This is a genomic window from Enterococcus silesiacus, assembly GCF_001886225.1.
GTDB classification, from domain to species: domain Bacteria; phylum Bacillota; class Bacilli; order Lactobacillales; family Enterococcaceae; genus Enterococcus_L; species Enterococcus_L silesiacus.
Genome location: NZ_JXLC01000002.1, coordinates 1 through 24,960 on the forward strand (window position 1 = coordinate 1; position 24,960 = coordinate 24,960).

Below are 24,960 nucleotides of genomic sequence, written 5' to 3' on the forward strand. Positions count from 1 at the left end.
GATTTGGATGAAGAATTGGCAATGGAAGAAGTATTGAGTAATCCAGGAGCTGGAACGATACTAATAGGTAAGAATACAGACCCAAGATGGCCTGCAGCAGATGGCTGGGAAAAAAGAGCTAAGAATGTTAACGGAAAAGAAATTCATTATGAATATAATCCTAAAACTGGACAGGTTGATGATGTAAAGATTAAAGAAAGGAAGAAGTGAAGTTTATGAAAGTAAGATGTCTAGCGACCACGGGAAGAGGTATTAATACGTTTACATTATCAAATATAGGAGATCTTACAAAAACAGAGTATCCATTAGAGAAAGATGGAATGTATACTATTTATGCTCAAGTTCTTTTTAAAAATGTATTACATTATTTAATTATAGGAACGCATGAAGATTTACCATCATGGTATCCAGCAGAATTATTTGAAGTAGTAGATCATCAAGTCTATTTAGAGTGGTACTATAATTATGAGATAAATTCAGTTGTTAGTGGATTATGGGGGTATAAAGAAATGGTAATGACAGATAATCATTATGATGATTTAATTGAACGAACAGAGGAGGCGATAGAAGTATTTTTTAAACGGAAAAAGGAAATTGATGAGTTTATTGAATATACGTAAATAAATTTGATTTCTAGTTTGTAATAAAGAGATTATAAAAGTCAGAGTAAACTATAGCAAGTATAGTTTACTCTGACTGTATACATAAAAAATTGTAATTTAAATAAAGGCATAAACTTGTAGGGTTGAGTGGAAATCTCATAAAAAGAAATTTCCTACAAGGCAATTACGACAAGATATCGATTATGATGACCATGGAAATCCAACAAGACATCCAGAAGTACCTCATGAACATACTTGGAGAGATGGTGTGAGAAAATGATAGAAGCAATTGTAGTAAAAAAATTTCCTTGCGGTTATTTTACAAATATGAAATATATATTTGAAGCGATTAAAAAAGATAATCAGTATAATTGGCTTATTACTGATTATGAATGTAACTATTATCCGGACGATTTGATCAAACCAAATGAAGATTATATTTGGTTAGACAACGAAAACTTGATGAGAATAGTAGAAAATAATGATATTCAGTTTATTTGGGGAGTATTTTCTGGGTTTCCAAAAAATATTTCAAAGAAAAAAATTCTTGAAAATAACTTACCCTATGCAAATGGATATATCGGTTTTTGGTCACATGAGACAAATATCCAACATCCGTTAGCAGAAGTTGAATTAGTTTCTTGGGATAGTAGTTTATTTTTAGCCATAAGCAAAAATAAAAAAATCATTACAGATATTCAACAAAAATTTCTTCACACAGAAAGTCTGAAAGAGTATATTGATAAATGATGAAAGGAATAGTTGTTTTTAAACACAAAGAAAATTTTTCTCGATTATCTGATGTTTTCAAAGCAATAGGAAATATAGAAAATGAATATAACTGGTTAATTACAAATAGCGAGTTTGTATCACAAAATGATACACCTTTTTTCAATGAATCATATACATGGATAAAGGGAGAAAAACTTTCTGAATTAATAAGTAAGGATGATGGTTATTGGATTTGGGGAGTATTTTCTGCTTTTGAAAAAAATATTAAAAAGGAAGAAGTGCTAACTTATCCATTACCATTTGCAAATGGATATAAAGGATTTTGGGAAGTACCGTTGACTTTGCAAAATCCTCTGGCAGAGTTTGAGATAGTAGAATGGGATGGAAATACACTGATTGTAATAAGTAAGAATGATAAAATAATTGACAGTTTAAAAAAATATTATCCATTCGCTTGTGATTTAGAAAAGTATAATAGTGAAGACTAATTTCAATTATTAAAGAATGCAATGTTGAAAGGAATAGTTATGAGTAGATTAGAGAGTCAAAGATATTTCTTTATTCTACTTTTCCTATAAAAATACTGAGACATATATGCCGCTAAAATAGTAGGAGGATAGTTTTTATGTTGAAAACCCCATTAGGAAATATTCGATTATTTGAAAATAATATAGAAAAGAAATATAGCTATAAAGCACTAAAAGTTAATAGTAAAAATTATTCAGTTGATAAACGAATCAGTATTACATTGAAACTTACTCAAAATCTTGAAAATGTAAAGTTCATCGTAGATATTGATGAAAATGAAGTGATAAAAAGTGAAATTGAATCCGGAGAAAATTTATCATTAATAAGTTTTTTTAAAGGTAATTTAAAATTGAGTATAGGAACGGTAGGGGATATTATTGGTGTTGATTATTTCTATTTGGATAATGGAATGGACTTAACCCTCAATAAAGAGACTAATATTAAGGAAATAATATTTTATGTAGCTTGGCTCAACATGGGAAATACAGAAGAGGAATCTATTTTTACTTGGTTTGCTGCTGATCCAACATTAGATTAGTAATAAGTTTAAATATAGATAAAGACTCTATCAATTTTATTTTAAACAAAAAAATGATACTACAGAGAATATAATACACAAAATGACCATTGCCGAAATAAGAAAAAATCTTGAGTAAATCTAGCTGATTTTTAATTGAAAAATAGAGTTTGAAAATCCAGAATAATGGAACAAATCATGGTGGAAGTTCCTGAGAAAATCCTAAAAACAACAAAGGTTTTGAAAAAAGGAAAGGGAGAAGGCACTTATGATGAAAAAGGAAACAAATTTAGAGATTAGACTTGAAGATGGTACTATTCCAATGATTCAACCAATCAATAGTGATACTGTGAGTATTGATAGCAAGTTATGGAATCTATATACTCAATCTGAAGATTACAATGAGCTGTTTAGCACAGCTAAAAAAATGTATATAAAAGTTGCACTAGATATTTTTAATAAGCCGATGACCAATGAAGATCCGCGGTTAAATTTACTTTCAAATGACTACTTCAAACTAAATCAAGAAACTAAATTTCTTTGTTTTATAAAAAAAGTTTTTGAATTAAATAAAGAAAAGTGCTACATCGATCTTGGAACTTTTGAAAATAATCAAACCTTAATGGAGTTTCTGATAAACCAAGAGAAACACTTAGATCAAATAGATAAATATATCTTGTTAAATCAAATTGAGATTCTAAAGACTAGTAAAAATACTATTTATTTAATAGATGATCTTAATCTATTAACTATGTTTTTTAAAGGTTTTTTAAGAGAATGTTTGTGGAGCAGTTTATATTTTAATACTGTTCCTTTAATTATAAAAACAAATTATGACATCAGTTTACCGTTAGTTTTTCAGAATGAAGAAGATAAAAAAAGGTACGAAAAAATTGCAAATGAGAGTGGGTTGTTCTTTTTGTAGTCTAAATGAATTTACAAGCGTATGAAACAAAGACGAAAGAGATAAAAATTATATTTAAACTTAGTGTTGGAAGTTACTTGTTCGAAATATTGACTGTATAAGTTTAAAATAAAAGGGGTTGTTGTATATGGATTTTGAATCACATAGAAAATTTCTAATAGACGATATGCTACTATATGAACCGATCATAAAAAGAAAATTATTATTGTTTATTAATAAATTGATTTGGAAATTCACTAGTTGCTTACTGTTATCAATATTATTATTCAATCTATATTATTTTGTATTTGGATGGAAAAGTATAATATCAAATATCTTTACTGGAACTCTAATCGTTCTTTCATTAGTCTTTTTGATCAAGTTACTACAAGTTAAATCGTTGATAACAAATAACTATCATACTTGGGCAACGACAAAACTTAAACTAATTATGGTTTCTGAGTTGGATTGGTATTCAGATGATAACTACTTATATAATAAACTTGTAGTTGGAAAAAAAGAGAAGACTATAAGTATACAAAGAAAATCGTTAAGATTATTGAAATCAAAGGAGAAAGGGTGCTATTTTATTTGTGAAGAAATGGACTTCAATAAGATGTATACTTTTTCTTCAAAAGAACTATTTATAGGACAACTATCAGAAGCTGCAGTAATGAAGACTTTATGTTGAAGCTGTATTGAATACTAAGAGAGCACATGCAACTATCAGAAAAAAACTGATAATTGCATGTACTCTTTTTTATTTATCTATTTTTAAAACTTAAAAAGTTGTTCCCCTTTACAAAAGGAACGTACGTTCGTATAATTGGTTATGGAATAGAATAAGGAGAGGATAGCTATGATTTTTGATTATAAAAAAGAACCTAGAAGAGTGCTTTTTTGTATTGATGTAAAATCTTTTTATGCTTCGGTCGAATGTGTGGCTAGAGGTTATGATCCACTTGAAAAAATGCTGGTTGTGATGAGTCACGCTGAAAATACTGGCGGTCTTGTTCTGGCCTCTTCTCCAAAAGCAAAAGAAGTGCTGGGAATCACCAATGTGACACGCAAATACGATGTGCCCAATCATCCAGATTTAATGATCGTACCGCCGCGGATGAATGAATATATCAAAGAAAACATGAAAATCAATGAGCTCTACAAAGAATATGTTGCAGAGGAAGATTTACATATTTATTCGATCGATGAATCTTTTTTAGATGTAAGTGCCAGTTGGAAATTGTTTGGTCAAACACCAAGAGCCGTGGCTAAAATCATCCAACAAAGAATTAAAAAAGAGACAGGCTTAGCGATCACAGTTGGAATTGGTGATAATCCTTTATTAGCTAAATTAGCGATGGATATCGAAGCGAAACACAATGAAGAGCGGTTAGCTGAGTGGCATTATGAAGATGTTCCTGAAAAAGTTTGGCGTATTGAATCAATGACGGATATGTGGGGGATCGGTCACCGTTTAGCCAAACGTTTAAACAATTTAGCCATTCGATCCGTGTATGATTTAGCTCATGCAGATATAAACAGTCTCAAAAGAAATTTAGGGATCATTGGTGAACAGTTATATGCCCATGCACATGGCATCGACCGCAGTCGTTTATCTGAAAAATACATACCAGAAGAACGTTCCTATAACAATTCTCAGATTTTGATGCGGGATTATCTGAGGCAAGATGAGATAGAAGTTGTGATCAGAGAAATGGCGGAACAAGTGGCAGCGCGTCTTAGAAAAGCCCATTGTCAGACGGAATGTGTTCATTTATCTGTGGGCTTTTCTAAAGCGGGTTCGTCAGGCGGTTTTGGTTTTTCAAGACAAATGAAGGTCCCTTTAACAAACAGCAGCAAATTATTGATCGAATACTGTTTGACGATCTTTAGGCAGCATTGGCACGGAGAAGAAGTACGACATATTGGAATTACGTATTCCAAACTGAATTACAATACTTATGTACAATTGGATTTATTTCATGAACCAGATGAGCAAATGAAGGAACTAAAACTAGATCAGCTAATCGACGAAATTCGGCAGCGCTTTGGCTATGTTTCGTTGGTGCACGCAAGTTCTGTTTCATCTGGCGGTACAGCAATTTCAAGAGCATCATTAGTTGGAGGACATGCAGGGGGAATGGAGGGCTTGCAATGAGTAAAGAGCGAGATTATTATTTTGAACAGTATCAAGATCGAAAAATGAAAAAGTGGGCAGGGTTTTATTTATCTGAACATACCGCAATAATTGAACAAGAGAAAAAAATACGACCAGCTGAAAAGAAAATCCAAATGAGCTGGTCAGAAATCGATGAGGTATTAGCTCAGGCTTTTCAAAATCAAGTTGAAGTGAGGATTCAAAAAGAAGAACTGGATTGTGAAGGAAATTATGGAGCAGATATTATTGGCATGATTCAAGGACATGATGAGTTGGGAATTTATGTAGGGGGTCATAAGATTGGGTACGATGAAATTCGCCATGTCCAGTTATACTAAAGAAAACCCTCTAACTTTATAGACAAGGCTAAAGTTAGAGGGTTTTTCAGTTTTAACGGTGAGTAACGAGAAAGAATTCAGCTAATGAGAATAAAATCATCATTACCGCAATTAGACCACACATGATCAAATGACGACGTTTATGCATCATCACGATCGCAATAAATTCTCTTAAAAAGGCATTCGGCAAAAAGTAGAAGGCTGTTCGAGCACCGATACCGTCCGCTTTTAGATTAGCCATTTTGGCAAAAAGACCAGCACGGAATAGATGAAAATTATTAGTCGTAAAAATTGCTCGGAAATCAGTTCCTCCAAAATCTTGTTCCATAATTTCTTTTGAAAAGCGCATGTTCTCTAAAGTATTTTTAGAATTAGTTTCAACTAAAATAGCATCTTCTGGAATCCCTTTTTCAAGGGCGTACTGTTTCATTGCAATACTTTCAGCGATATGTTCATCGTCACCTTTACCACCAGACATCAGGATTTTAGGTGGGCTTAAAGTGGCATCGGACTGAGCTTTATAAAATTGGATTGCTTTTTCGATCCGTTTACCTAAAAGTGGTGGAACTGTTTTCCCGTCGATTAAACCTGAACCTAAGACAATGATGTAATCTTGAGTATATTTAGGCTGATTAAATTGGTAAATAATCGAGATCGTTAAAAAATTATAGAACACGATAGAAAAATAAAACATGATAAATGGTAAAATTCCAAATAATAGAGAAGCCCACTGTGGCAAGATTCGGGCTGAATAATAATTAAAAATCAGAAAAGCTGTCAAGCCGATGGCTAAAAGTAAAGTTAATAAATTTGCGAAAGAATGCCCTTCTTTACGCAAAACAACGATTGCATTCCAATACAAGAAAGCAAGTAAAGCATAGAGTCCGATCAATAACAACAGTAATAAGAAAAAGACTGTTGTCATCGCTAAAATAAATAGTAATGGGTCGGATGTTCTAAAAAGCAAAGAGCCCAAATAAGTCATCCCGACCACTAAAAATAAATTAAAAACCAATCCGTTGACTAACCTACGTTTTTCTTTAAAATAACAAAAAAGAAAAAATAACAGAAAGCTTGATGGAATCAAAAAATAATACGTATGAAGTTGTACTTCTAAAAAAATGACATAAATAATAAAACAAAGTGAAAACCAAAGTAACTCAAAAAATTTCCAATTTTGATTGAGCTTTTTTTTCCGCCATTTTGGGATGATAAATACACCAATAAGATAAATAATCCCGATGATAATGCTAAAATAATTCCCCATAATAGAACTCCTTCAATAAATGATTTCATATTTAGTATAACGAAAAATAAGAGAAAAAAGAACTACAAACCTTAAGAAAATGTAAATAGCCTATGGTTTAAGTAAATCAGCACAGCATAGAGAAAAAAATTAGAGTGCACTTGGGACTCCCAACTACACTCTAAAATAAACCTATTTAGAAGAACGAACTGGAAATGTGATAAAAAAGCTAGTTCCATTTCCTTCTTCGGAAACTAATGAAAGATGCCATTCGTATTTGGCAACGATTGAAGTCACTGCGAAAAGACCTAATCCAGTACCTTCATCAGCGGATTTCGTTGTAAAGAAGGGTTCAAATATTTTCTCTTGTAATTCTTCTGGGATGCCTGGACCATTATCAGAAATTTCCAATGTAACAAAGTCGTCAATTAGATTCGTCTGATGACTATTTTTCTTCAGCAGTGCAGTCAATTCTTTTGAAGTAGGTGAAACTGTGATCTGAATCTGCTGCTGCTTATTTGAATTTTCTTTTGTGGCTTGGTAGGCATTCGTGATCAAGTTGTAGATCAAATTTTGTAAATCAGTTTCTTCTAATTTAGTGGTTCCAAGATTTTCCTGAATGGTTAAAGAAAGTTGCACTTTTTTAGGAATAATTTCTCCAATTAAGTGAGTAGCAACACCGATGGCAGCAGAAATATCGATCCATTCCTGAACACTTTTTTGAGGTTTAGAAAAGCGTAGGACATTTGACGACAGCTGTTTTCCTTTTTGGGCAGAATGAAGGATTTCTTCCAAATCTGCTTCTAGTACAGGATCCTCTCTATGTTCTTCCAATAATAGCTGGGTATTGCCGATAATTGGTGTTAAAAAATTGTTCATATCATGGACGATCGAAGTCGTGAGTAGACCGACAGTTTCCATTTTGTTTCGCTGATAGAGTTCTAATTCTAATTGATGCTGCATTTTTTGCTGCTTTTGTTTTTCGATCAATTGGCGGTTTTCTGCTTCGATTGTTTCTTTTTTTCTGAAATTATGAATAAATAAAGAGCAAATAATGATTAAAAGTAATAATAAAACTAAAAGGAAAGACAAAACGATGACGAAGTTGATGATATCATCATTTCGTTCGTTATAATCTGCATTGATCGCAACAACCCAATGAGCAAGACCGACATCAATCCATTCAAAGGCACTTATTTTTAAAACTTCTGTTGGAGTATCTTCATCCCACCAATAAGATTTATAAGTCAATTTTCCTGAATCATGGTTTAGTTGATAGTTTTCCAGGCGTTTTAAATCAGAATAGTCAAAGTCGGGGTACAGTTTTTCCCGCCCGTTGATAATATCTAAGCCAACTTGTTGTGCGACAGGATGCATAACCACCGTCATCGAACGATCCTTGATCATTGGGTAGCCCTTATAGCCCAATTCAAAATCCTGTAGAAAATTTTTGTAAAAGGCTTCTAGATTCAGTGGTAAAATCAAATAACCATCAATGGAACCAGTTGAAGTTCTAATTTCTTGATAAAAATTAACATACGCTTTTTTATCGATAAAGTACGAATCACCATTTTGAGCAGTTGGTTTATCCAATAGTTGTTTTAAGGATAAATCATGACTGATAAAGGGACGAATCGTTTCAGTATCTGCAATCAAGACCTGTTTTTTTTCAGAGTCCCAATGAAAGGCATATAGAGGTGTGCCGCCAGGTTCAATATAAAAGAGCGCATTAGCTTCATTATTTAAAGAATCAAAAAAGGTATTGAGTGATGAAGCACTGTTTTTTAGGTAAGTCTCCGGATCATCGCTATTTTTTAAATTCCCGTCGATTGCTAGATAATTAAGCGCTTGATGGCGATTTTTCATAGAAAGCTGGATCACTTTACCAACATATTCTGTCGATTGTAGCAAAAAGTCTTGTCCACTAGCCGTTGTTGTTTTGCGAATAATGGAAAATCCCCGAATTGCAAAGAAAACGGATACAACAATAAAGATGGTCATCGCTGCGATCATGATGTTTACAATTCTATTTGTTCGTTTCATTGGTCTAGCTCCTTTTAAAAGTCTGTTCATATCATAACAAGTTCATGTTGAAATTTAAAGATAATTCCGCTATTGTATAGATAATGGAAAAAAATAATGAGGTGTACACGTTGCGAAATGAAAAAATTTTAGTGGTAGATGACGATCCTGCAATTCGCCGATTGATTTGGAAGTCGCTTCAGTCAACGGGATTATTGGTTTATCAGAGTGATACGATCGAAAAAACAGTAGATATCATGAACCGAGTAGAGTTTCAATTATTTCTTTTAGATGTCAGTTTAGAACATGAAAATGACGGCTATCATTTGGCTCAATTGATTCGAGAACGCCAGCCCTTGACACCAATTATCTTTGTTAGTGGGAAAAAAAGCGAGCAAGATATCATCAGTGGTCTAGAATCTGGTGGGGATGTGTATCTTTCTAAACCTTTTGCACCAGATGTTTTACGAGCGCAAGTCATCAGTACGTTAAATCGAACAGAGCAGTTGTTGACATTAAGCCAGCATCGAGAAGAAACACTATTGAAAGATGGGATTTTTTCATTTGATAAAAACCAGTACCAATTTACTAAGAATGGTGAAATCGTGAGCATGACGTCTAAAGAAATTATGATGATTTTATTTTTTATGGAAAATCCCTATCAAGTATTTAGTAAGGAACAGATCTACGCCAGCGTCTGGAGTGATGGAGACATGGATAAGAATCTGATCACGGTGTACATTAACTATTTGAGAAATAAGATTGAAGATGACCCTAAAAAGCCAAAATATTTACAGACAGTTTGGGGAATTGGGTATCTATTTAATCCAGAAGGCAAAGAGGCATGAACTAATAGTTAGCGAATATTTTTATAAAAAAGGTGGTGATCGGTCGTCATCACCTTTTTTGTATTTTTTTATTATGTAAAACTCAAAATAAGCCTTCCAAGCGACAAAAAAAGAAGCTTAAAGCAATTAAATCAGCTGATCCACCAGGGCTAAGATTTTCTTCAATCAATTGTTGATCAAAAAGAATTAAAGCCTGTTCTAGTTCTTTTTCTGAGCTATTGACAGAAAGTGTTTGTAAAAGCTCAGCTGCTTGTTTTTGAACGGTTTGCCAAGCAGCGATACCGCCCCGATTGATTAAATTGGAATCTTCGACCATTGCCATTAAGTGCAACAACAAAATTAAAAACAACATGCGTTGATCTCTTTTATAGTGCTCTCTTAAAAACGGTAGTGCACTATCATTAAGGGAAGGATAGCCTAATTCTGCTTCGCCGCGAATGCCAACGATACCATGTTCTAAATAAAGCTTTTCTCCGTAACTTAAGTGCTTTTTATGGGCCAAACCAGAAAAATCTTTTGAAAGTAACCCTTTTGTCATTTGTTTTACATAGTTAAAAACGTCTGCTGTGTCTTGTTTTGTAAAGGGAATCTGCAATTGTTTATCATTGATTATTTTTCCTGTTGCACTTAAAAGTAAGGCAAAAGAGAAGTTTGCGCCTTTATGGGTATTGACGCCATGGGTTTTTCTTAGCATTGCAGCTTCAGCCTGTTGCCCAAGTGCACGAACCTTTTCAAACAAAATAGAAGGGGAAGCGTCATGATCAAACCCTAGTTCAACATATTCTGAAAGAAATGGAGCAAGTGCGGTGCTACTATCAATAAAAGTAGAATAATTCATGTCTGCATGGGCACCGCAGCTTTTAGGGTCGACCAGACCTGGTTTAGGATAAAGGCTAGCTTCGTATAATAGCGCTTCTAAAGCAAATTCACTGACTAGTTTAGGCGCGTCCTGTTCATTTCGCTGTTTCATTTAAATGTTTTTCCATTTCTTTAAGAATAAAGGTTTGAGAATAATCCAAATGTTCTGTGATAAGTAGTTTTAATTGTTCTTCTTCTTGATTTAGCATGCATTTATAAATCAACCAATGCTCATTTAATGCTTTATCTCGGCGATCTTTAGAACGAATCGAAATATCACGAAAGTAGACAAGATATTCACGTAGTTTCATGACGATCGACTTTAAGCGTAACATCTTGCTTTTTTCGTAAATCAATTCATTGAAATCAGAGAATTTTTGTAAAACCTGATCGATTTCATTAGCTTCATTTAAACGTTCCGTTTCTTCTAACAGCGCTTTTAACTCATCAAAATCTTCAGAATTCATTTCTTTCATCGCTGTGATCGTAGCTAAAACATCCAAAGACTTTCTGATAGCATAAATCTCATTGGCATCATTGAGTGAGATTCCTCGAACGATGATCCCCACACCACGAACATGGTCAACAAGACCTTCTTCAACAAGCTTTTGTAAGGCATAGCGGATCGGTGTACGGCTGATATTCATCACTTCGGAAAACTCTTTTTCGTTGATTCGTTGGCCAGCAGGGATTTCACCTAGAATAATTGTTTTTCGGAAAGCTTTATAAACAAGTTCTTTCAATGGCTCATTAGCGCTTAAATCTAAATTTTTTCCAACTGCTTCTGATATTGTACTCATCTGATTACTCCTCTTCTGATTAATAGTAGGAAAAATAAATGAATATTTTTATTCTATATTGCTTAAAAAAAGATAAGAAAATCGCACAAATCTTTTTATGAAATGTACGATTTTCAAAGAACAAAAATGGTTATTGTGGAATATACAGCGGCATATGACCAGTCAAGATGATCGTTACAACAAAGATAACGAAAATGCCCAACGCCCATTTAGCTGATTCTTTTTGCCATTGCCCCATATCTAAACCTGTTAAACGAAGTAATAGATAGATGAAAGCAACTAATGGACTTAATAAGTGGAAAGCTTGTCCCATTAATGAAGCCAACGCCATTTGCATATCTGTAAATCCGTAAGCACGTCCAGCTTCTGCTAAAACAGGTAACACACCGAAGTAGAACCCATCATTTGAAATAAAGAAAGTACCAGGAGCTGAAATCAAGGCAATCACTAAGCCCCAAAAACCGGCTAATTGATTTGGAATGATTTTTGTGAAACTTTGAGCTAATGCATCTGCCATACCAGTCCCTTGGAAAAGACCCATGAAGACACCCGCTGCAAAAACTAGAATAACAACTTGAACCGCATCGCCGCCATTTGCTCCAATCCGTTTTGATTGGTCTTTTAAGACAGGATAATTAACCATTAAAGCAATTACAGTACCAGTTAAGAATAAGAACAACGGTGGTAAACCAAGACCAACAAATGAGTCTGTCACTAACAATGCAATCAAGGAAATGGTTAAAATCGCATTGAATAACCAAATTTTAGGTCGACGGATCGCCAATGTTTCTTCGTCTGTAACAGTTGTCATTGCGTCGATTTCTTCATCTGTCAGCTGTTTGATGCCCAGGCGAGCACGTTCTTTTCTACCCATAGAAGGCGCAACGATGAAAATCACATAAAGTAAGGCAAGGATCATACCAGGAATTAGATAAGCCAAAATTTCAGCGCCAACATTCAACACACTCATTGCACGTGCGGTTGGTCCACCCCAAGGGAGTAAGTTCATGATCGTATTTTGCAAAATAACAATGACGGCTAAGTTCATCAATTTCATATCCAGTTTCTTATAGATAGGAATAAAAGCTGAACAACAGATTAATGTCGTCGTCGTGCCATCTCCATTAAGAGAAACAGCAGCCGCAACAACAGCTGTAGCGATCAATACTTTCATCGGATCGCCTTTTGCAATGTGGATCATTTTTTTCGTGATTGGGTCAAATAACCCAGCATCCAGCATAATTGAAAAATAAAGAATGGCAAACAATAACATGATACCAGTGGTGGATGTTGTTTTGATTCCTTCCATAACGAAGTCTCCAATGGAGCCTTCTTTAGAAACACCCGCAAACATTGCAATCAAAGCAAAAATCAGTGGAATCAAAACTAGAGCTGTAAACGGTGACATTTTCTTTTTCATGATGACAAACATGAAGACGATGATCATCACATAAGACAAAACAGTTAATAACATTTTTTTCTCTCCTTCAACACTAAATTCGTTTTCCGAAACAATCGGGCGTCTCTTTGTGGTGTTGGGTCTATAGAAAAATAACAGTAAGGTAGATTTAGAAAGCCCTTTCTTGTTTCGTTTAACATGCTTAGTTTAAGCTAAGAAAGTTTAGATAAATAGACGGAAAGCGGAAAAAGAACACCAAAAAAACACAAATGAGAGCGGTTTCTTAAAGAGATGTTAATAAGATGTTAATAAAACCTTAAATGCTTTGAAACGTTGATATAACAAGGTTTTGATGAGCTTTAAAAGTTTTTGGACAAAGAGGAACAGCGAAAGAACAATTTAAGGTGGATGATTTCATTTTATTGTAATCGTTTTTACCTATAATGAATTCATAAACAGAAAGGATGTGAGTTCATGGGTCTATTTGAACGGCTGTTTAATAAAGAAAAAACAAAAATGAAAACGGATCAGCAACTACTTTCTTCTACTGTAGAGGAAAAAGTTGAGTGGCAAGAAATTGCTGGATATATCCCAGTAGAAAGCACAGAATATCAATTTGTTTCGTTAATTGCAACAGCAATCGCTGCCGGTGATCAACCAGAAAGTGAGTTTGTTATTAAACGCATTTCAAAAAGAAATCCAGAAGCACAATTGGTTTCTGTGATCGCTACCAGTATTGCATCGGCTGATCACGTAGAGAGCCAGTTTGTTATTCAGTCAATAAAGGAGAAAAGAACGAATTAGTTTTTGGATTACTTGATGGGTCGGTTAGTTCTTTAGGGAAAGATATATTTATGAATGAGGCAAAAAGCACCTCAGTTATAATTTCTATTTTTCAGTCGAGGCCGGACGAGCCCATTGTGCGTTTAATCATTATCTAGCTTCGCAGGCTAGCCTTTCGGAAAAAAGATAAAATATAAATGAGGCAAAAAGCACCTCAGTTATATTTTCCTATTTTTCTGTCAAGGCTGGATGAGCCTGCTACACTTTTAATTTTAGGAGGAGAAAAAATGTTACGTAAGTTCAAAATTGCAATTGATGGAAAAGAGTATTTAGTAGAAATGGAAGAGATTGGTGGAGTACCGCAAGCGCCAGTTTCAACACCAGCAGCACCTGTAGTAGAAGCGGCACCAACACCTGCACCAGTTGAGCAAGTAGCGCCGATAGCAAGTGCGCCAGCTGGAAACGATGCGATGTTATCACCGATGCCTGGAACAATCTTGAAAATTTTGGTAAATGTTGGCGATACTGTACAAGAAAATCAACCGTTAATGATTCTTGAAGCTATGAAAATGGAAAATGAAATCGTAGCAGGTAAAGCTGGCATGGTCACAGGAATTCATGTTAAACAAGGCGATATGGTCAATCCGGGAGAACCATTAATTACAATCGGTTAAATAGAAAAAAAGTAGTTTAATTTTAAAAGAGGAAGTGACGTTTGTGGAGACATTAATTGAAGGCGTAGTAGGAATGGGACAGGAGCCTGGTCGCATTGTAATGATGGTGATCGGAGGCATCCTGATGTATTTGGGAATCAAAAAAGAGTATGAACCTACTTTACTCGTTCCGATGGGATTAGGAACAATTTTAGTCAATTTCCCTCATTCAGGTGTCCTAAGTGCGGGCGGAGAAGCTGGCCCGTTTCAAGTGTTGTTTGATATAGGAATTTCAACGGAGTTATTTCCATTGTTACTATTTATCGGTATTGGCGCTATGATCGATTTCGGGCCATTATTGCAAAATCCATTTTTATTGTTGTTCGGTGCAGCGGCTCAATTTGGGATTTTCTTTACGATTATTGCGGCCGTTTTATTAGGCTTTGATTTAAATGATGCGGCTTCTATCGGAATTATCGGAGCAGCAGATGGTCCAACGTCCATCTTCGTTGCGAACACGTTGAATTCGAAATATATGGGTGCAATCATGGTAGCGGCTTATTCTTACATGGCCTTGGTTCCTATTATTCAGCCAGTGGCGATTAAAGCTGTTACAACGAAAAAGGAACGTCAAATTCGCATGACTTACCGTGCTGGCGAAGTATCACAAACAGCGAAGATTTTATTTCCTATCGTGATTACGATTGTCGCTGGATTGGTAGCACCAGTCTCACTTCCACTAGTTGGGTTCTTAATGTTTGGGAACTTACTACGTGAGTGTGGAGTCTTGGATCGTTTATCTGTGACAGCGCAAAATGAGTTGGTAAACCTGATTAGTATCGTACTTGGCTTGGCGATTTCAGTGAAAATGCAGTACGAAGAATTTTTACAAATTGATACCTTAATGGTCATTGGTCTTGGATTAGTTGCCTTTATTATGGATTCAGTGGGTGGTGTCTTATTTGCCAAGTTATTAAATCTATTTAGAAAAGAAAAAATCAATCCAATGATTGGTGCGGCAGGAATTTCAGCATTTCCAATGTCCAGTCGAGTGATTCAAAAAATGGCAACGGATGAAGATCCGCAGAACTTTATTTTAATGCATGCAGCAGGTGCGAATGTATCTGGACAGATCGCGTCTGTTATTGCAGGCGGCTTATTATTGGCACTGCTTGCGTAGAGTTTGATAGAAGAAAAGGAAAGGAGCTTGGCTTATGTCAGCTGATTTACTAAAATCATTGGAGCTTTTGGTTTTTGGATGGGGTGGCGTGTTTGTTGTCATTTTTGTGATTTACTTTGCGTCTGTTATGTTAAGTAAATTATTTCCACCTAAAAAATAGGAAGTGATAAGGAATGAATATCAGAAGAATTTGGCTTGATCGAGATCAGGTAGGAAAACAACAGTGGTCAGATTTTCTGATTAAGGCTGATCTAATACCTGATGATCAGCTAGACTATACCATCGGCATCTACGATCAGGAGAAGCTGATTGGAACCGGATCAATTTTTAGAAATATTTTAAAATGTCTTGCAATTGATACCTCTTATCAAAATGAAAATCTGCTTTCCAAAATTGTTCAAGCCTTACGAGAACGACTTGAGGAAATCGGTTATCAGCATTATTTTTTATATACAAAACCAAAAAACAGCAAGTTGTTTCACTCTTTAGGTTTTACTGAAATTGCGGCAACGACCGAACTGGTTTTTATGGAACAAGGCTTTCCTGATTTTGCAGACTATTTAACAGAACTTAAAAAGCAACAACGTATGACACAAAACAATGCAGCCATTGTAATGAATGCCAATCCATTTACGAATGGTCATTTATATTTAGTGACAGAAGCAGCTAAATGGGCGGAAACAGTTTATCTCTTTGTTTTGTCTGAGGAGCGCTCATTATTTGATGCAAAGACACGTTTTGAACTGGTAAAAGAAGGCGTTAGTCACTTATCAAATGTTGTTGTTTTACCAACAAGAGAATATATGGTATCCAGTGCAACTTTTCCATCATACTTTTTGAAGGATCAGGCAAAAGCTAGTATTGCTCAAGTTCAGGCTGTGCTGGATGCCACTTTATTCAAAGAAAAAATTGCCTCTACTTTGTCAATTTCAGCTAGATTTGTTGGAGAAGAGCCATTTTCAGAAGTAACGGAGATTTACAATCAAGCGATGAAAAAGACCTTTGGTTCAGAGCTGAAACTAGTTATTTTACCAAGAAAAAAAATAGATGAAGAAGCGATCAGCGCTACCAAAGTTCGCGCTTTGATGGAACAGGGAAATTACACAGCGATTAAGCCGCTTGTTCCGCCAAAAACGTTTGAAGAAATAATGAAACAAAAAAATAAGTAACGAGGTGTATATTTTGGAAATCAAACAAAACGCATCTGCTGGTACAACTGAATCAAGCGATATTATGATTACAATTGGAACAAACAGCGGACAAGGAATTCTGATTGAGCTGGACAGTAGTGTTGAAAAACAATTTGGACGTCAAATTCGTGAAAAAATCCAAGAGACTTTAAATAAGTTGTCTGTTACTGATGCGAAGGTTCAGGCAATTGATAAGGGTGCATTGGATTGTACCATTCAAGCTCGAACGGTGGCGGCTGTTTATCGCGCTGCTGGCGAAGAAAATGTAGACTGGCAGGTGTTAAATACATGGAACGTTTAAGAAGAACAATGATGTTTGTGCCTGGAGCCAATGCTTCAATGCTAAGAGATGCAACGTTATATGGTGCTGATTCGTTGATGTTTGACTTAGAGGATGCTGTGTCTTTAAAGGAAAAAGATAGTGCACGTTTACTTGTTTATCATGCTTTGCGGACCTTTGATTATTCGAGTGTGGAAACGGTCGTTCGAATCAATGGCTTAGATACAGTGGGTCGTCAAGATGTGGAAGCAATGGTTTTGGCAGGCGTTGATGTGATTCGTTTACCAAAAACTGAAACGGCTCAAGATATTGTAGACGTGGCAGCGGTTATCACTGAAATGGAAATAAAATATGGGATCAACGTTGGCGCAACAAAAATGATTGCAGCGATCGAATCAGCTGAAGGGGTTTTAAATGCTCGAGAAATCGCGCGTGCAAGTGATCGTTTGATCGGTATTGCGCTTGGTGCAGAAGATTATGTAACAAATATGAAAACACACCGCTATCCAGATGGACAAGAATTATTTTTTGCTCGCAGTTTCATTTTACACTCAGCTAGAGCCGCTGGAATTGCAGCAATCGATACAGTCTATTCAAATGTTGATAATACAGATGGCTTCTTAGCGGAAGTTGAGCTGATCAAGCAATTAGGTTTTGATGGTAAATCTGTCATTAATCCACGTCAAATACCATTAGTAAACAGTGTCTATGAACCAACTGAAAAAGAAATTCAAAATGCGAAAGAGGTTATCTGGGGAATTCGTGAAGCAGAAGCTAAAGGTTCAGGCGTAATTTCAGTAAATGGAAAAATGGTCGATAAACCAATCGTTGAACGAGCAGAGCGAGTGATTGCTTTAGCCATTGCAGCAAAATTAATTTCTGAGGAGGAAGTCTAAAATGAAAAATAACGTAGGCAAAGAAATTCCAGATAATTATGCTGAACAATATGGTTTATTTAAAGGTGAGCTAACGAACATTCATGAATACAAAGAGGCCAGCCGTACAATCAATCCAGTCAGACCAAGAGATACAAAGCTATTAGGTAGCTTAAGAGAAGCAATTGAAAAAACAGGATTAAAAGATGGCATGACAATTTCTTTCCATCATCATTTTAGAGAAGGCGATTTTGTGATGAACATGGTGTTAGATGAGATTGCAGCTTTAGGGATCAAAAATCTATCGATCGCACCTAGCTCGATCGCCAATGTTCATGAACCATTGATCAATCATATCAAAAATGGTGTGGTCACAAATATTACTTCTAGTGGGTTACGTGATAAAGTTGGCGCTGCGATTTCTGAAGGAATCATGGAAAATCCTGTTGTCATCCGTTCGCATGGTGGTCGTGCCAGAGCGATTGCTGCAGGCGATATCCATATTGATGTGGCTTTTCTTGGCGCACCAAGTTCAGACGCTTATGGCAATGTAAATGGGACTAAAGGCAAGGCAACATGTGGTTCTTTAGGGTATGCCATGATTGATGCCAAATATGCAGATCAAGTCGTGATCATCACAGATAGTTTGATGCCTTATCCAAACACACCAATCAGTATCCCACAAACCGATGTGGATTTTGTCGTAGAAGTTGAAGCGATCGGTGATCCTGATGGGATAGCTAAAGGGGCGACTCGATTTACCAAAAATCCGAAAGAACTATTGATTGCAGAATACGCCGCTAAAGTAATCACACATTCGCCGTATTATAAAAATGGTTTTTCTTTCCAAACAGGAACTGGTGGAGCAGCCTTAGCTGTTTCGAGATTTTTGAAGGAAGCCATGATTAAAGATGGCATTACCGCTAGTTTTGCTTTAGGTGGTATTACAAATGCAATGGTTGAATTATTAGAAGAAGGACTCGTTAAAAAAATCATCGATGTTCAAGATTTTGATCATCCCTCTGCGGTTTCTTTAGGCAAGAATGAGAACCACTACGAAATTGATGCAAATATGTATGCTTCACCTTTAAGCAAAGGTTCTGTCATCAATCAGTTAGATACAGCGATTCTTTCTGCGTTAGAAATTGATACAAATTTTAATGTGAACGTTATTACAGGATCAGATGGCGTGATTCGCGGCGCGTCTGGCGGACATTCAGATACAAGTGCGGCTTGTAAAATGAGTTTGGTGATTGCACCATTGATTAGAGGAAGAATTCCAACAATCGTTGAAGAAGTTAATACAGTGGTAACTCCTGGTAGCAGCATTGATGTTGTTGTGACAGAAGTGGGGATTGCGATTAATCCAGAACGTCAAGACCTAGTAGAACATTTTAAAGCGTTAGATGTTCCGCAATTAACAATGAAAGAACTGCAAGAAAAAGCCTATAGCATCGTAGATCGGCCAGATGCCATCCAATATGGTGATAAAGTCGTTGCATTGATCGAATATCGTGATGGTTCAATTATCGATGTGGTCAAAAATGTCTAAAACCCATTTAAAGGGAGAAACAATTACACTGATAGACATGCTGAACGCTCGAGAAAAACGGGCAACGATTCAGCGAGAACTTTTACGAAAGCATCCTACGTGCACTTTATTAAGCGCTACGATGAATATTCCAGGACCTGTAAAGACGAACGAGCGGCTAAGACATGCTTTTTTAACTGTCATTAAAGAGATCACTCCTCTTTTTCCTCCTGAAAAAATAGTTGCTCGCAAACACCGAGAGTTGAAAACAGGTTCGGAATACTATCTAGTCCTTAATGAAACACCAAAAGAGCTGAAGAAAAAACTAATTGAAATTGAAGAAACGCATCTCTACGGTCGTTTGATGGATTTAGATGTCGTTTATCTAAAAGATCAACTCTTATGTTCTGTCAGTCGTACCGAACTAAATCACAAACCTAGAACTTGTTTTATTTGTGAAGAAGAAGCAAAAGTGTGCGGTAGACAAAGACGCCACAGCGTAGAAGAAATGCAAGAAACAATAGCCAACTTATTGAGAAAGGAAGGATGAAATGACAAAAGAAATCCTTTTTACTGAAACTGTACTGCGTGACGGGCAACAAAGCCAAATTGCTACACGTATGCCGACAAGTGATATGCTGCCGATTATTCAAACTTTGGATGAAGCAGGCTATCATGCTTTAGAAATGTGGGGCGGGGCTACGTTTGATGCTTGTATTCGTTTCTTGAATGAAGATCCTTGGGAACGACTAAGAGCAATTCGAAAAGCGGTTAAAAATACAAAGCTACAAATGCTGTTACGCGGACAAAATTTACTTGGTTATAAAAATTATGCGGATGATGTTGTAGAAGCGTTTGTCCAAAAATCAATCGAAAATGGTATTGATATTATTCGTGTTTTTGATGCGTTAAATGATACAAGGAATTTACAAACGTCAATTGAAGCAACGAAAAAATTTGGTGGACACTGCCAACCAGCCATTTCATATACGACCAGTGATTTTCACACGATCGATTATTTTGTCGGATTAACGACAGAACTTGAAAAAATGGGGGCAGATTCCATCTGCATCAAAGATATGGCAGGGATTCTGACACCTGACGATGCCTATCGTTTAGTTACCGAAATCAAGTGTAAAATCCAAGTGCCTTTAGAAGTTCATACACACGCGACTAGCGGTATTTCTGAGATGACTTATTTGAAAGCTGTCGAAGCTGGTGCAGATATTATTGATACAGCTATTTCATCATTTTCCGGAGGAACTAGTCAACCAGCTACTGAATCAATGGCACTTGCTTTAGAAAATTTAGGCTATAACACTCATTTAGATATGAAAAAAGTAGCAGAAGCGGCTGACTATTTTAACCCGATTCGCGATAAATTTAGAGAAGAAGGCTTATTGAATCCTAAAGTAAAAGATACAGAACCAAAAACGTTGATTTATAAAGTGCCTGGCGGAATGTTATCCAATTTATTAAGTCAATTGACCGAACAAGGACTAGCAGATAAATACGAAGAGGTTCTAAGAGAAGTACCAAAAGTTCGTGCGGATCTTGGTTATCCTCCACTTGTAACACCATTATCCCAGATGGTAGGAACTCAAGCAGTAATGAACGTGATCAGCGGTGAACGATACAAAATGGTTCCAAAAGAAATCAAGGATTATGTTAAAGGATTATATGGCAAACCACCCGTTGCTATTTCCGAAGAAATGACGAAATTGATTATTGGCGAAGAAGAAGTAATTACCATTAGACCAGCAGATCTATTAACACCAGAGCTGCCTATATACAAAAAAGAAATTGAAGCGTATGCAAAATCAACTGAAGATGTATTGATGTATGCGTTATTCCCGCAACAAGGAAAAGATTTCTTAGGAAGAAGAGAAGATCGCTTTTATGATGTCCCAATACAAGAGGTGAGCGTTACCTTAGATATTTGATGAATAGAAAATAGTTTACTTTCAAAGTGAGCTTTTGAAAAGAAGTCGTTTAGAGAGTAATGTCGTAATAGACAAACGATCCGCTTTTTATACAGCTCACCCTTTATTCTGATCGAGAGTCCGGAACAAAACTGATATTTAGTTTTGTTCCGGACTCTCGATTTTTATTTAGTTTATATAAATTGATTTTTGATAAAGCATGACTGTTTCTTCGTGGTTAGGCCTCAAAGCTACTTTTTGAGTACCTAGCAAATGAAACGCATTTTTGTCATAAAACTGATAGGAACATGTTGTATCCGTAAATAATTCAAACTGTTTAACTCCTGAACTTTGGTAGTGCTCGATTGTTTTTTTCATTAATTTTTTACCGATGCCCTGCCCTTGATGAGCAGATGATACTGCAAAGAGGCTAACTTCGTTCGTCAGTTTTCCAGTATTTTTTGTTAAAATAGGATAGGCCTTTGTCAAATTAAAATAATCTTTAAAATATTGTCGTGCTTCTTTACCTAAGAAAGGAAGGACAAAAGCCTGTCGAATTAATTTCATACTGTAGTAAAGGAAATTTAACAAGTTAAACTGAGTCTTTGTCTTGCCGATAATCAATCCGACAATTTTATGATCCGAAATAGCATAAAAGGCAAAATCGTTTGTCATGTTCAAAAAAGTAATAAATAACTTGAGTGTTTTATCATGATCCGCCTGAATTGGCATGCGCTGAGATAGATTCCAGCTATCACTAATGAGTGCGATAACCTCTTTTTCTTGTTTTTTATCTAGTTGGTCGATTGTAATAATTTCCATAGATTCATCCCCTTTGGTTGTGCTATCATAAAACTAGCATTAAACCTTGGTTGAGGGTCAAGCTAAAATTGAGATTAAAAAGGAGAAAAAAATGTCCTATTCTTTAGACGAAGTTTCACGTTTAACAAAGTTGACAAAAAGTTCCATTCGCTATTATGATACACACAATATTATCACGATAAAAAGAAGTGATAAAGGATATCGCGAGTTTTCAGAAGATGACCTGGTCGTGCTTCACTATATTGCTTTTATGAAAAAGAGTAAATTTACCTTAAAAGAAATTGCGATCATCGTCAAAGCGTTATATAGAGATGACTACGAGGATTCAACGATGGCAATCCAGAGGCAGCTTCAATTAAAATTAATTGATTTGAAGGCACAGTTTATTAGTTTACAAAAGAATATTCTCTTGATTGAAACGATTCAGCCATCTATAAACAAGGTGCGAACACCAAAAGATGAACGAGAAATACTAGATAGAATTTCAGAATTGATGAGTGACTAGAGCGTTCGATTTGTTAGAGTATGAAGGTCTTTTAAGTAGTCTTTTCTGCTAGTGGACTATCAACTTTTTTCTGGATATCACCTAAAATAAAAATTATAAATCAGCATAAGTCAACTGCTTCGTATGACTTTGAAGCAATAACTCCTTCGCTTCAGAGCTAATCGCCATCGCCACTTCTTTTGTTCTGGGAATGGTCAAACTAGATGTTTTCAAAATGAAATCATCTAGGTATCCAGGATGTAGAATCAGCATATCCACACCATCTTCATGAGGATGACTCACTATTTTTTTCAAGCTCTCAAAAGGGTTATATGACGGAAGCATGCTATCCATTGAGACGTAGACTTTTGTTTGATTAACCTGCATAGAGCCACCCTCAAAGGAAAATCCTGAAAACTTCAGCTGGTATTTTTCAGCAATCATTTGGAGGCCTTTAACGACGTTAGGACTTTCAACTGCATGGCCTTCAAAATATTGTGGCTGCTGTCCAGTTAATTCCACAAATTTGTGATACTGGGCTTCAATTTCAAGTAAGACTTCCTCTAAAACAACAAAGTCTTCTTTCGCTTGACGGTATTCTTTTGAAGGTTTAAAATACCCATCTGCTGTTGTAATGCTAGGAATTAATTTGGGGTCTGTCAGTGGCTTTCCTACACAAATATTGGTATGACATCCGTAACAAACGGTTTCATTTTTTAATAAAGCCAGTCCATGCTCGCTGGCAGGCATATTTACCATCACTCCTACATTGTTGACGACACCATCAATCACTGATTTCGCAATCCCATAATTGACTGCTTCGGAATAGCCTAAATCATCTGCTCGTATTAAAATACTCATTTATTCCACCTGTCCTTTCGTTTCAACACCTACAAAGTAAGTGATAGCCGCTGCAACTACAATTGCAATAATACCACTAATGATGCCGTTGATTAAGTTTGTTGTAGAGCCCCCTGCATAACTGCTTAGTGCTAAAAAGTTTGCAACGGGCACCAATGCATAAGCTGTCACCCCAGTTAGAGAAGCGTAAACTGCCCCAGCAAAGCCACCTGCCATTAGTCCTAAAAATGGACGTTTGTATTTTACTGCTACTCCGTAGACACCTGGTTCAGTAACTCCGCCAATAATTCCCGCAATCACATAGCTCCAAGCTAAATTCTTTTCCTCTTTATTCTTAATTCGTAAGGCTGCTCCAATACACATACCAGTTACTGCCATACTAGCTGCTACAGCACCTAATGTGACAAAATTATCAGACCCATTTGAGGCAAATAGCATGAACATGGTTGTAATCATTAATAAATGCATCCCAGTCATGACTAAAAACTGCCATAAAGCGCCTATTAAACCAATGGCAATTAAATGGGCAATTCCACCTAAGTTTCCAAATGCTAGAATCCCTTCAGAAATATATTGACCAATAAAGTTTCCTGCAGGTCCAAGAACGACTAGTGTTAATGGAATCATAATGGCAATCGTAAAGGTAGGTGCAAAAATAGTTTTTAATGAGTTAGGTAAATAAGTTTTAAAGAATTTCTCAACATAAGACATTACCCACACAGCTAAGATAATAGGGATGACTGTACTTGAATAGACCTGTGCTTGTGCTGGAATACCATAGACTGTGAAAGGGAGTCCATCTGTTGCAATTTGCACAAGAGTCGGGTGAATCATAATCCCTCCTAAAAGCATTGCAACAACGGTTGTCGTTTTAAATTTGACAGATGCAGTATAGGCGATAAAAATAGGGAAGAAATAAAAACCAGCATCACCCACAAAAGTCAGTAAAGTATATAAATCTGATTTTTCGGTTAAGATATTTAACATGCCCGGTCCAAATATGGCAACCACCATTTTGAACATAGAAGCGGCAACTAAAAGCGGGATTAAAGGGGTTAAACAGCCTGCTAAAGCATCAAGAATATTGTTTCCTAAACGTTTAAAGGTCAGCTTTTCTTTTGGTTTATCAAGATTTTCCTGAATTGGACTACTATTACTAAAGCCGCCAAGTGTACAGATACTAGCATAAACTTGGTCTACAGTTTGCCCAATGATAATTTGTAATTGTCCACCAGAATGGGCGACACCTAATACGCCTGGAATCGTTTTTAGCTCCTCATCTTTTGGTAAGCTGCTGTCTTTTATATTAAAACGCAATCTTGTCATGCAGTGGGTGACATATGAAACGTTGTCCTTGCCCCCAACACCTGCTAAAATTTGTTTTGCTAATTCATTAAATTGTTTTTCTTTTTCCATCATTATTCTCC

At 35.9% G+C, this 24,960-nt stretch carries 28 protein-coding genes and 1 pseudogene; 21 read left to right on the plus strand and 8 right to left on the minus strand.

Going from position 1 to position 24,960, the window contains the following annotated elements; all coding sequences use genetic code 11:
* The 8 genes from RV15_RS01175 to RV15_RS01215 form a co-directional block, all read left to right on the plus strand.
* Window positions 1–210, plus strand: a 210-nt coding sequence (locus tag RV15_RS01175; RefSeq protein WP_071876238.1) for a hypothetical protein, incomplete at its 5' end; no start/stop codon positions are given.
* Window positions 211–215: 5 nt separating this feature from the next.
* On the plus strand, window positions 216–620 hold the full coding sequence (locus tag RV15_RS01180) for a phosphoribosylaminoimidazole synthetase (RefSeq protein ID WP_071876239.1): 405 nt from the start codon (window positions 216–218) through the stop codon (window positions 618–620).
* Window positions 621–878: 258 nt separating this feature from the next.
* Window positions 879–1,352, plus strand: coding sequence for a hypothetical protein (locus RV15_RS01185; protein ID WP_071876240.1), 474 nt, complete (start codon window positions 879–881; stop codon window positions 1,350–1,352).
* On the plus strand, window positions 1,349–1,822 hold the full coding sequence (locus RV15_RS01190; RefSeq protein WP_083429059.1) for a DUF2691 family protein: 474 nt from the start codon (window positions 1,349–1,351) through the stop codon (window positions 1,820–1,822). Before RV15_RS01185 ends, RV15_RS01190 begins: the two co-directional genes overlap by 4 nt.
* Before the next feature lie 137 nt (window positions 1,823–1,959).
* The gene (locus RV15_RS01195) at window positions 1,960–2,400 is read left to right on the plus strand and encodes a hypothetical protein (RefSeq protein ID WP_071876241.1); all 441 of its coding nucleotides are present in this window, start codon (window positions 1,960–1,962) and stop codon (window positions 2,398–2,400) included.
* A gap of 247 nt (window positions 2,401–2,647) precedes the next feature.
* Window positions 2,648–3,304: a hypothetical protein gene (locus tag RV15_RS01200; RefSeq protein WP_071876242.1), complete on the plus strand. Its 657-nt coding sequence runs from the start codon at window positions 2,648–2,650 to the stop codon at window positions 3,302–3,304.
* Between the two features lie 838 nt (window positions 3,305–4,142).
* Entirely contained in the window at window positions 4,143–5,441 is a 1,299-nt protein-coding gene (locus RV15_RS01210; RefSeq protein ID WP_071876244.1) for a Y-family DNA polymerase, read from the plus strand.
* Window positions 5,438–5,779, plus strand: a complete 342-nt coding sequence (locus RV15_RS01215) for a hypothetical protein (RefSeq protein WP_071876245.1) — start codon at window positions 5,438–5,440, stop codon at window positions 5,777–5,779. Before RV15_RS01210 ends, RV15_RS01215 begins: the two co-directional genes overlap by 4 nt.
* A gap of 52 nt (window positions 5,780–5,831) precedes the next feature.
* On the opposite strand, the gene RV15_RS01220 is transcribed toward RV15_RS01215, so the two are convergent.
* Together RV15_RS01220 and RV15_RS01225 are read right to left on the minus strand one after the other, a co-directional pair.
* On the minus strand, window positions 5,832–7,046 hold the full coding sequence (locus RV15_RS01220) for a YdcF family protein (protein ID WP_071876246.1): 1,215 nt from the start codon (window positions 7,044–7,046) through the stop codon (window positions 5,832–5,834).
* 171 nt (window positions 7,047–7,217) lie between these two features.
* Window positions 7,218–9,068: a sensor histidine kinase gene (locus RV15_RS01225; RefSeq protein ID WP_071876247.1), complete on the minus strand. Its 1,851-nt coding sequence runs from the start codon at window positions 9,066–9,068 to the stop codon at window positions 7,218–7,220.
* Between the two features lie 110 nt (window positions 9,069–9,178).
* Between RV15_RS01225 and RV15_RS01230 the strand changes: the two genes are divergently transcribed.
* Together RV15_RS01230 and RV15_RS19135 are read left to right on the plus strand one after the other, a co-directional pair.
* On the plus strand, window positions 9,179–9,895 hold the full coding sequence (locus RV15_RS01230; RefSeq protein WP_071876248.1) for a response regulator transcription factor: 717 nt from the start codon (window positions 9,179–9,181) through the stop codon (window positions 9,893–9,895).
* A gap of 48 nt (window positions 9,896–9,943) precedes the next feature.
* A pseudogene (locus RV15_RS19135) lies at window positions 9,944–9,994 on the plus strand (hypothetical protein); the annotation flags it as partial.
* Here RV15_RS19135 and citG read toward each other — a convergent pair.
* The 3 genes from citG to RV15_RS01245 form a co-directional block, all read right to left on the minus strand.
* Entirely contained in the window at window positions 9,978–10,865 is an 888-nt protein-coding gene (gene citG / locus RV15_RS01235; protein WP_071876249.1) for a triphosphoribosyl-dephospho-CoA synthase CitG, read from the minus strand. The pseudogene RV15_RS19135 and the gene citG sit on opposite strands and share 17 nt — an antisense overlap.
* Complete coding sequence (locus tag RV15_RS01240) at window positions 10,849–11,553, minus strand: GntR family transcriptional regulator (protein ID WP_071876250.1); 705 nt, start codon at window positions 11,551–11,553, stop codon at window positions 10,849–10,851. The genes citG and RV15_RS01240 overlap by 17 nt, the downstream gene beginning before the upstream one ends.
* Window positions 11,554–11,683: 130 nt before the next feature.
* Entirely contained in the window at window positions 11,684–13,027 is a 1,344-nt protein-coding gene (locus RV15_RS01245) for a CitMHS family transporter (RefSeq protein ID WP_071876251.1), read from the minus strand.
* 399 nt (window positions 13,028–13,426) lie between these two features.
* On the opposite strand from RV15_RS01245, the gene RV15_RS01250 reads away from it, so the two are divergent.
* From RV15_RS01250 to RV15_RS01290, 10 genes are all read left to right on the plus strand, one after another.
* Window positions 13,427–13,756, plus strand: a complete 330-nt coding sequence (locus tag RV15_RS01250; protein ID WP_071876252.1) for a hypothetical protein — start codon at window positions 13,427–13,429, stop codon at window positions 13,754–13,756.
* A 266-nt stretch (window positions 13,757–14,022) separates the two neighbouring features.
* Window positions 14,023–14,409 (plus strand): acetyl-CoA carboxylase biotin carboxyl carrier protein subunit, encoded by a 387-nt coding sequence (locus tag RV15_RS01255; RefSeq protein ID WP_071876253.1) that lies wholly within the window; start codon window positions 14,023–14,025, stop codon window positions 14,407–14,409.
* A gap of 43 nt (window positions 14,410–14,452) precedes the next feature.
* Window positions 14,453–15,568, plus strand: coding sequence for a sodium ion-translocating decarboxylase subunit beta (locus tag RV15_RS01260; protein ID WP_071876254.1), 1,116 nt, complete (start codon window positions 14,453–14,455; stop codon window positions 15,566–15,568).
* Window positions 15,569–15,602: 34 nt separating this feature from the next.
* The gene (locus tag RV15_RS19035; RefSeq protein ID WP_281246817.1) at window positions 15,603–15,728 is read left to right on the plus strand and encodes an OadG-related small transporter subunit; all 126 of its coding nucleotides are present in this window, start codon (window positions 15,603–15,605) and stop codon (window positions 15,726–15,728) included.
* A gap of 13 nt (window positions 15,729–15,741) precedes the next feature.
* Window positions 15,742–16,737 (plus strand): [citrate (pro-3S)-lyase] ligase, encoded by a 996-nt coding sequence (gene citC, locus RV15_RS01265; RefSeq protein ID WP_071876255.1) that lies wholly within the window; start codon window positions 15,742–15,744, stop codon window positions 16,735–16,737.
* 13 nt (window positions 16,738–16,750) lie between these two features.
* The gene (citD, locus tag RV15_RS01270; RefSeq protein WP_071876256.1) at window positions 16,751–17,059 is read left to right on the plus strand and encodes a citrate lyase acyl carrier protein; all 309 of its coding nucleotides are present in this window, start codon (window positions 16,751–16,753) and stop codon (window positions 17,057–17,059) included.
* Window positions 17,047–17,934, plus strand: a complete 888-nt coding sequence (citE, locus tag RV15_RS01275; protein WP_071876257.1) for a citrate (pro-3S)-lyase subunit beta — start codon at window positions 17,047–17,049, stop codon at window positions 17,932–17,934. The genes citD and citE overlap by 13 nt, the downstream gene beginning before the upstream one ends.
* 1 nt (window position 17,935) lies before the next feature.
* Window positions 17,936–19,465, plus strand: coding sequence for a citrate lyase subunit alpha (citF, locus tag RV15_RS01280; RefSeq protein WP_071876258.1), 1,530 nt, complete (start codon window positions 17,936–17,938; stop codon window positions 19,463–19,465).
* Window positions 19,431–19,994 carry a citrate lyase holo-[acyl-carrier protein] synthase gene (gene citX / locus RV15_RS01285; protein WP_083429060.1) on the plus strand — a complete coding sequence of 188 codons (564 nt, stop codon included), beginning with the start codon at window positions 19,431–19,433 and terminating at the stop codon, window positions 19,992–19,994. Before citF ends, citX begins: the two co-directional genes overlap by 35 nt.
* Before the next feature lies 1 nt (window position 19,995).
* Entirely contained in the window at window positions 19,996–21,387 is a 1,392-nt protein-coding gene (locus tag RV15_RS01290) for an oxaloacetate decarboxylase subunit alpha (RefSeq protein WP_071876260.1), read from the plus strand.
* Between the two features lie 168 nt (window positions 21,388–21,555).
* Here RV15_RS01290 and RV15_RS01295 read toward each other — a convergent pair whose 3' ends face one another.
* Window positions 21,556–22,188 (minus strand): GNAT family N-acetyltransferase, encoded by a 633-nt coding sequence (locus RV15_RS01295; protein ID WP_071876261.1) that lies wholly within the window; start codon window positions 22,186–22,188, stop codon window positions 21,556–21,558.
* Window positions 22,189–22,279: 91 nt separating this feature from the next.
* Here RV15_RS01295 and RV15_RS01300 point away from each other — a divergent pair, with 91 nt between their 5' ends.
* Window positions 22,280–22,693, plus strand: a complete 414-nt coding sequence (locus RV15_RS01300) for a MerR family transcriptional regulator (protein ID WP_071876262.1) — start codon at window positions 22,280–22,282, stop codon at window positions 22,691–22,693.
* 93 nt (window positions 22,694–22,786) lie between these two features.
* Here RV15_RS01300 and RV15_RS01305 read toward each other — a convergent pair whose 3' ends face one another.
* Window positions 22,787–23,533, minus strand: a complete 747-nt coding sequence (locus RV15_RS01305) for a ChbG/HpnK family deacetylase (RefSeq protein WP_071876263.1) — start codon at window positions 23,531–23,533, stop codon at window positions 22,787–22,789.
* On the minus strand, window positions 23,534–24,952 hold the full coding sequence (locus RV15_RS01310; protein WP_071876264.1) for a PTS transporter subunit EIIC: 1,419 nt from the start codon (window positions 24,950–24,952) through the stop codon (window positions 23,534–23,536). It abuts the gene before it with no gap.
* Between the last annotated feature and the right edge of the window lie 8 nt (window positions 24,953–24,960).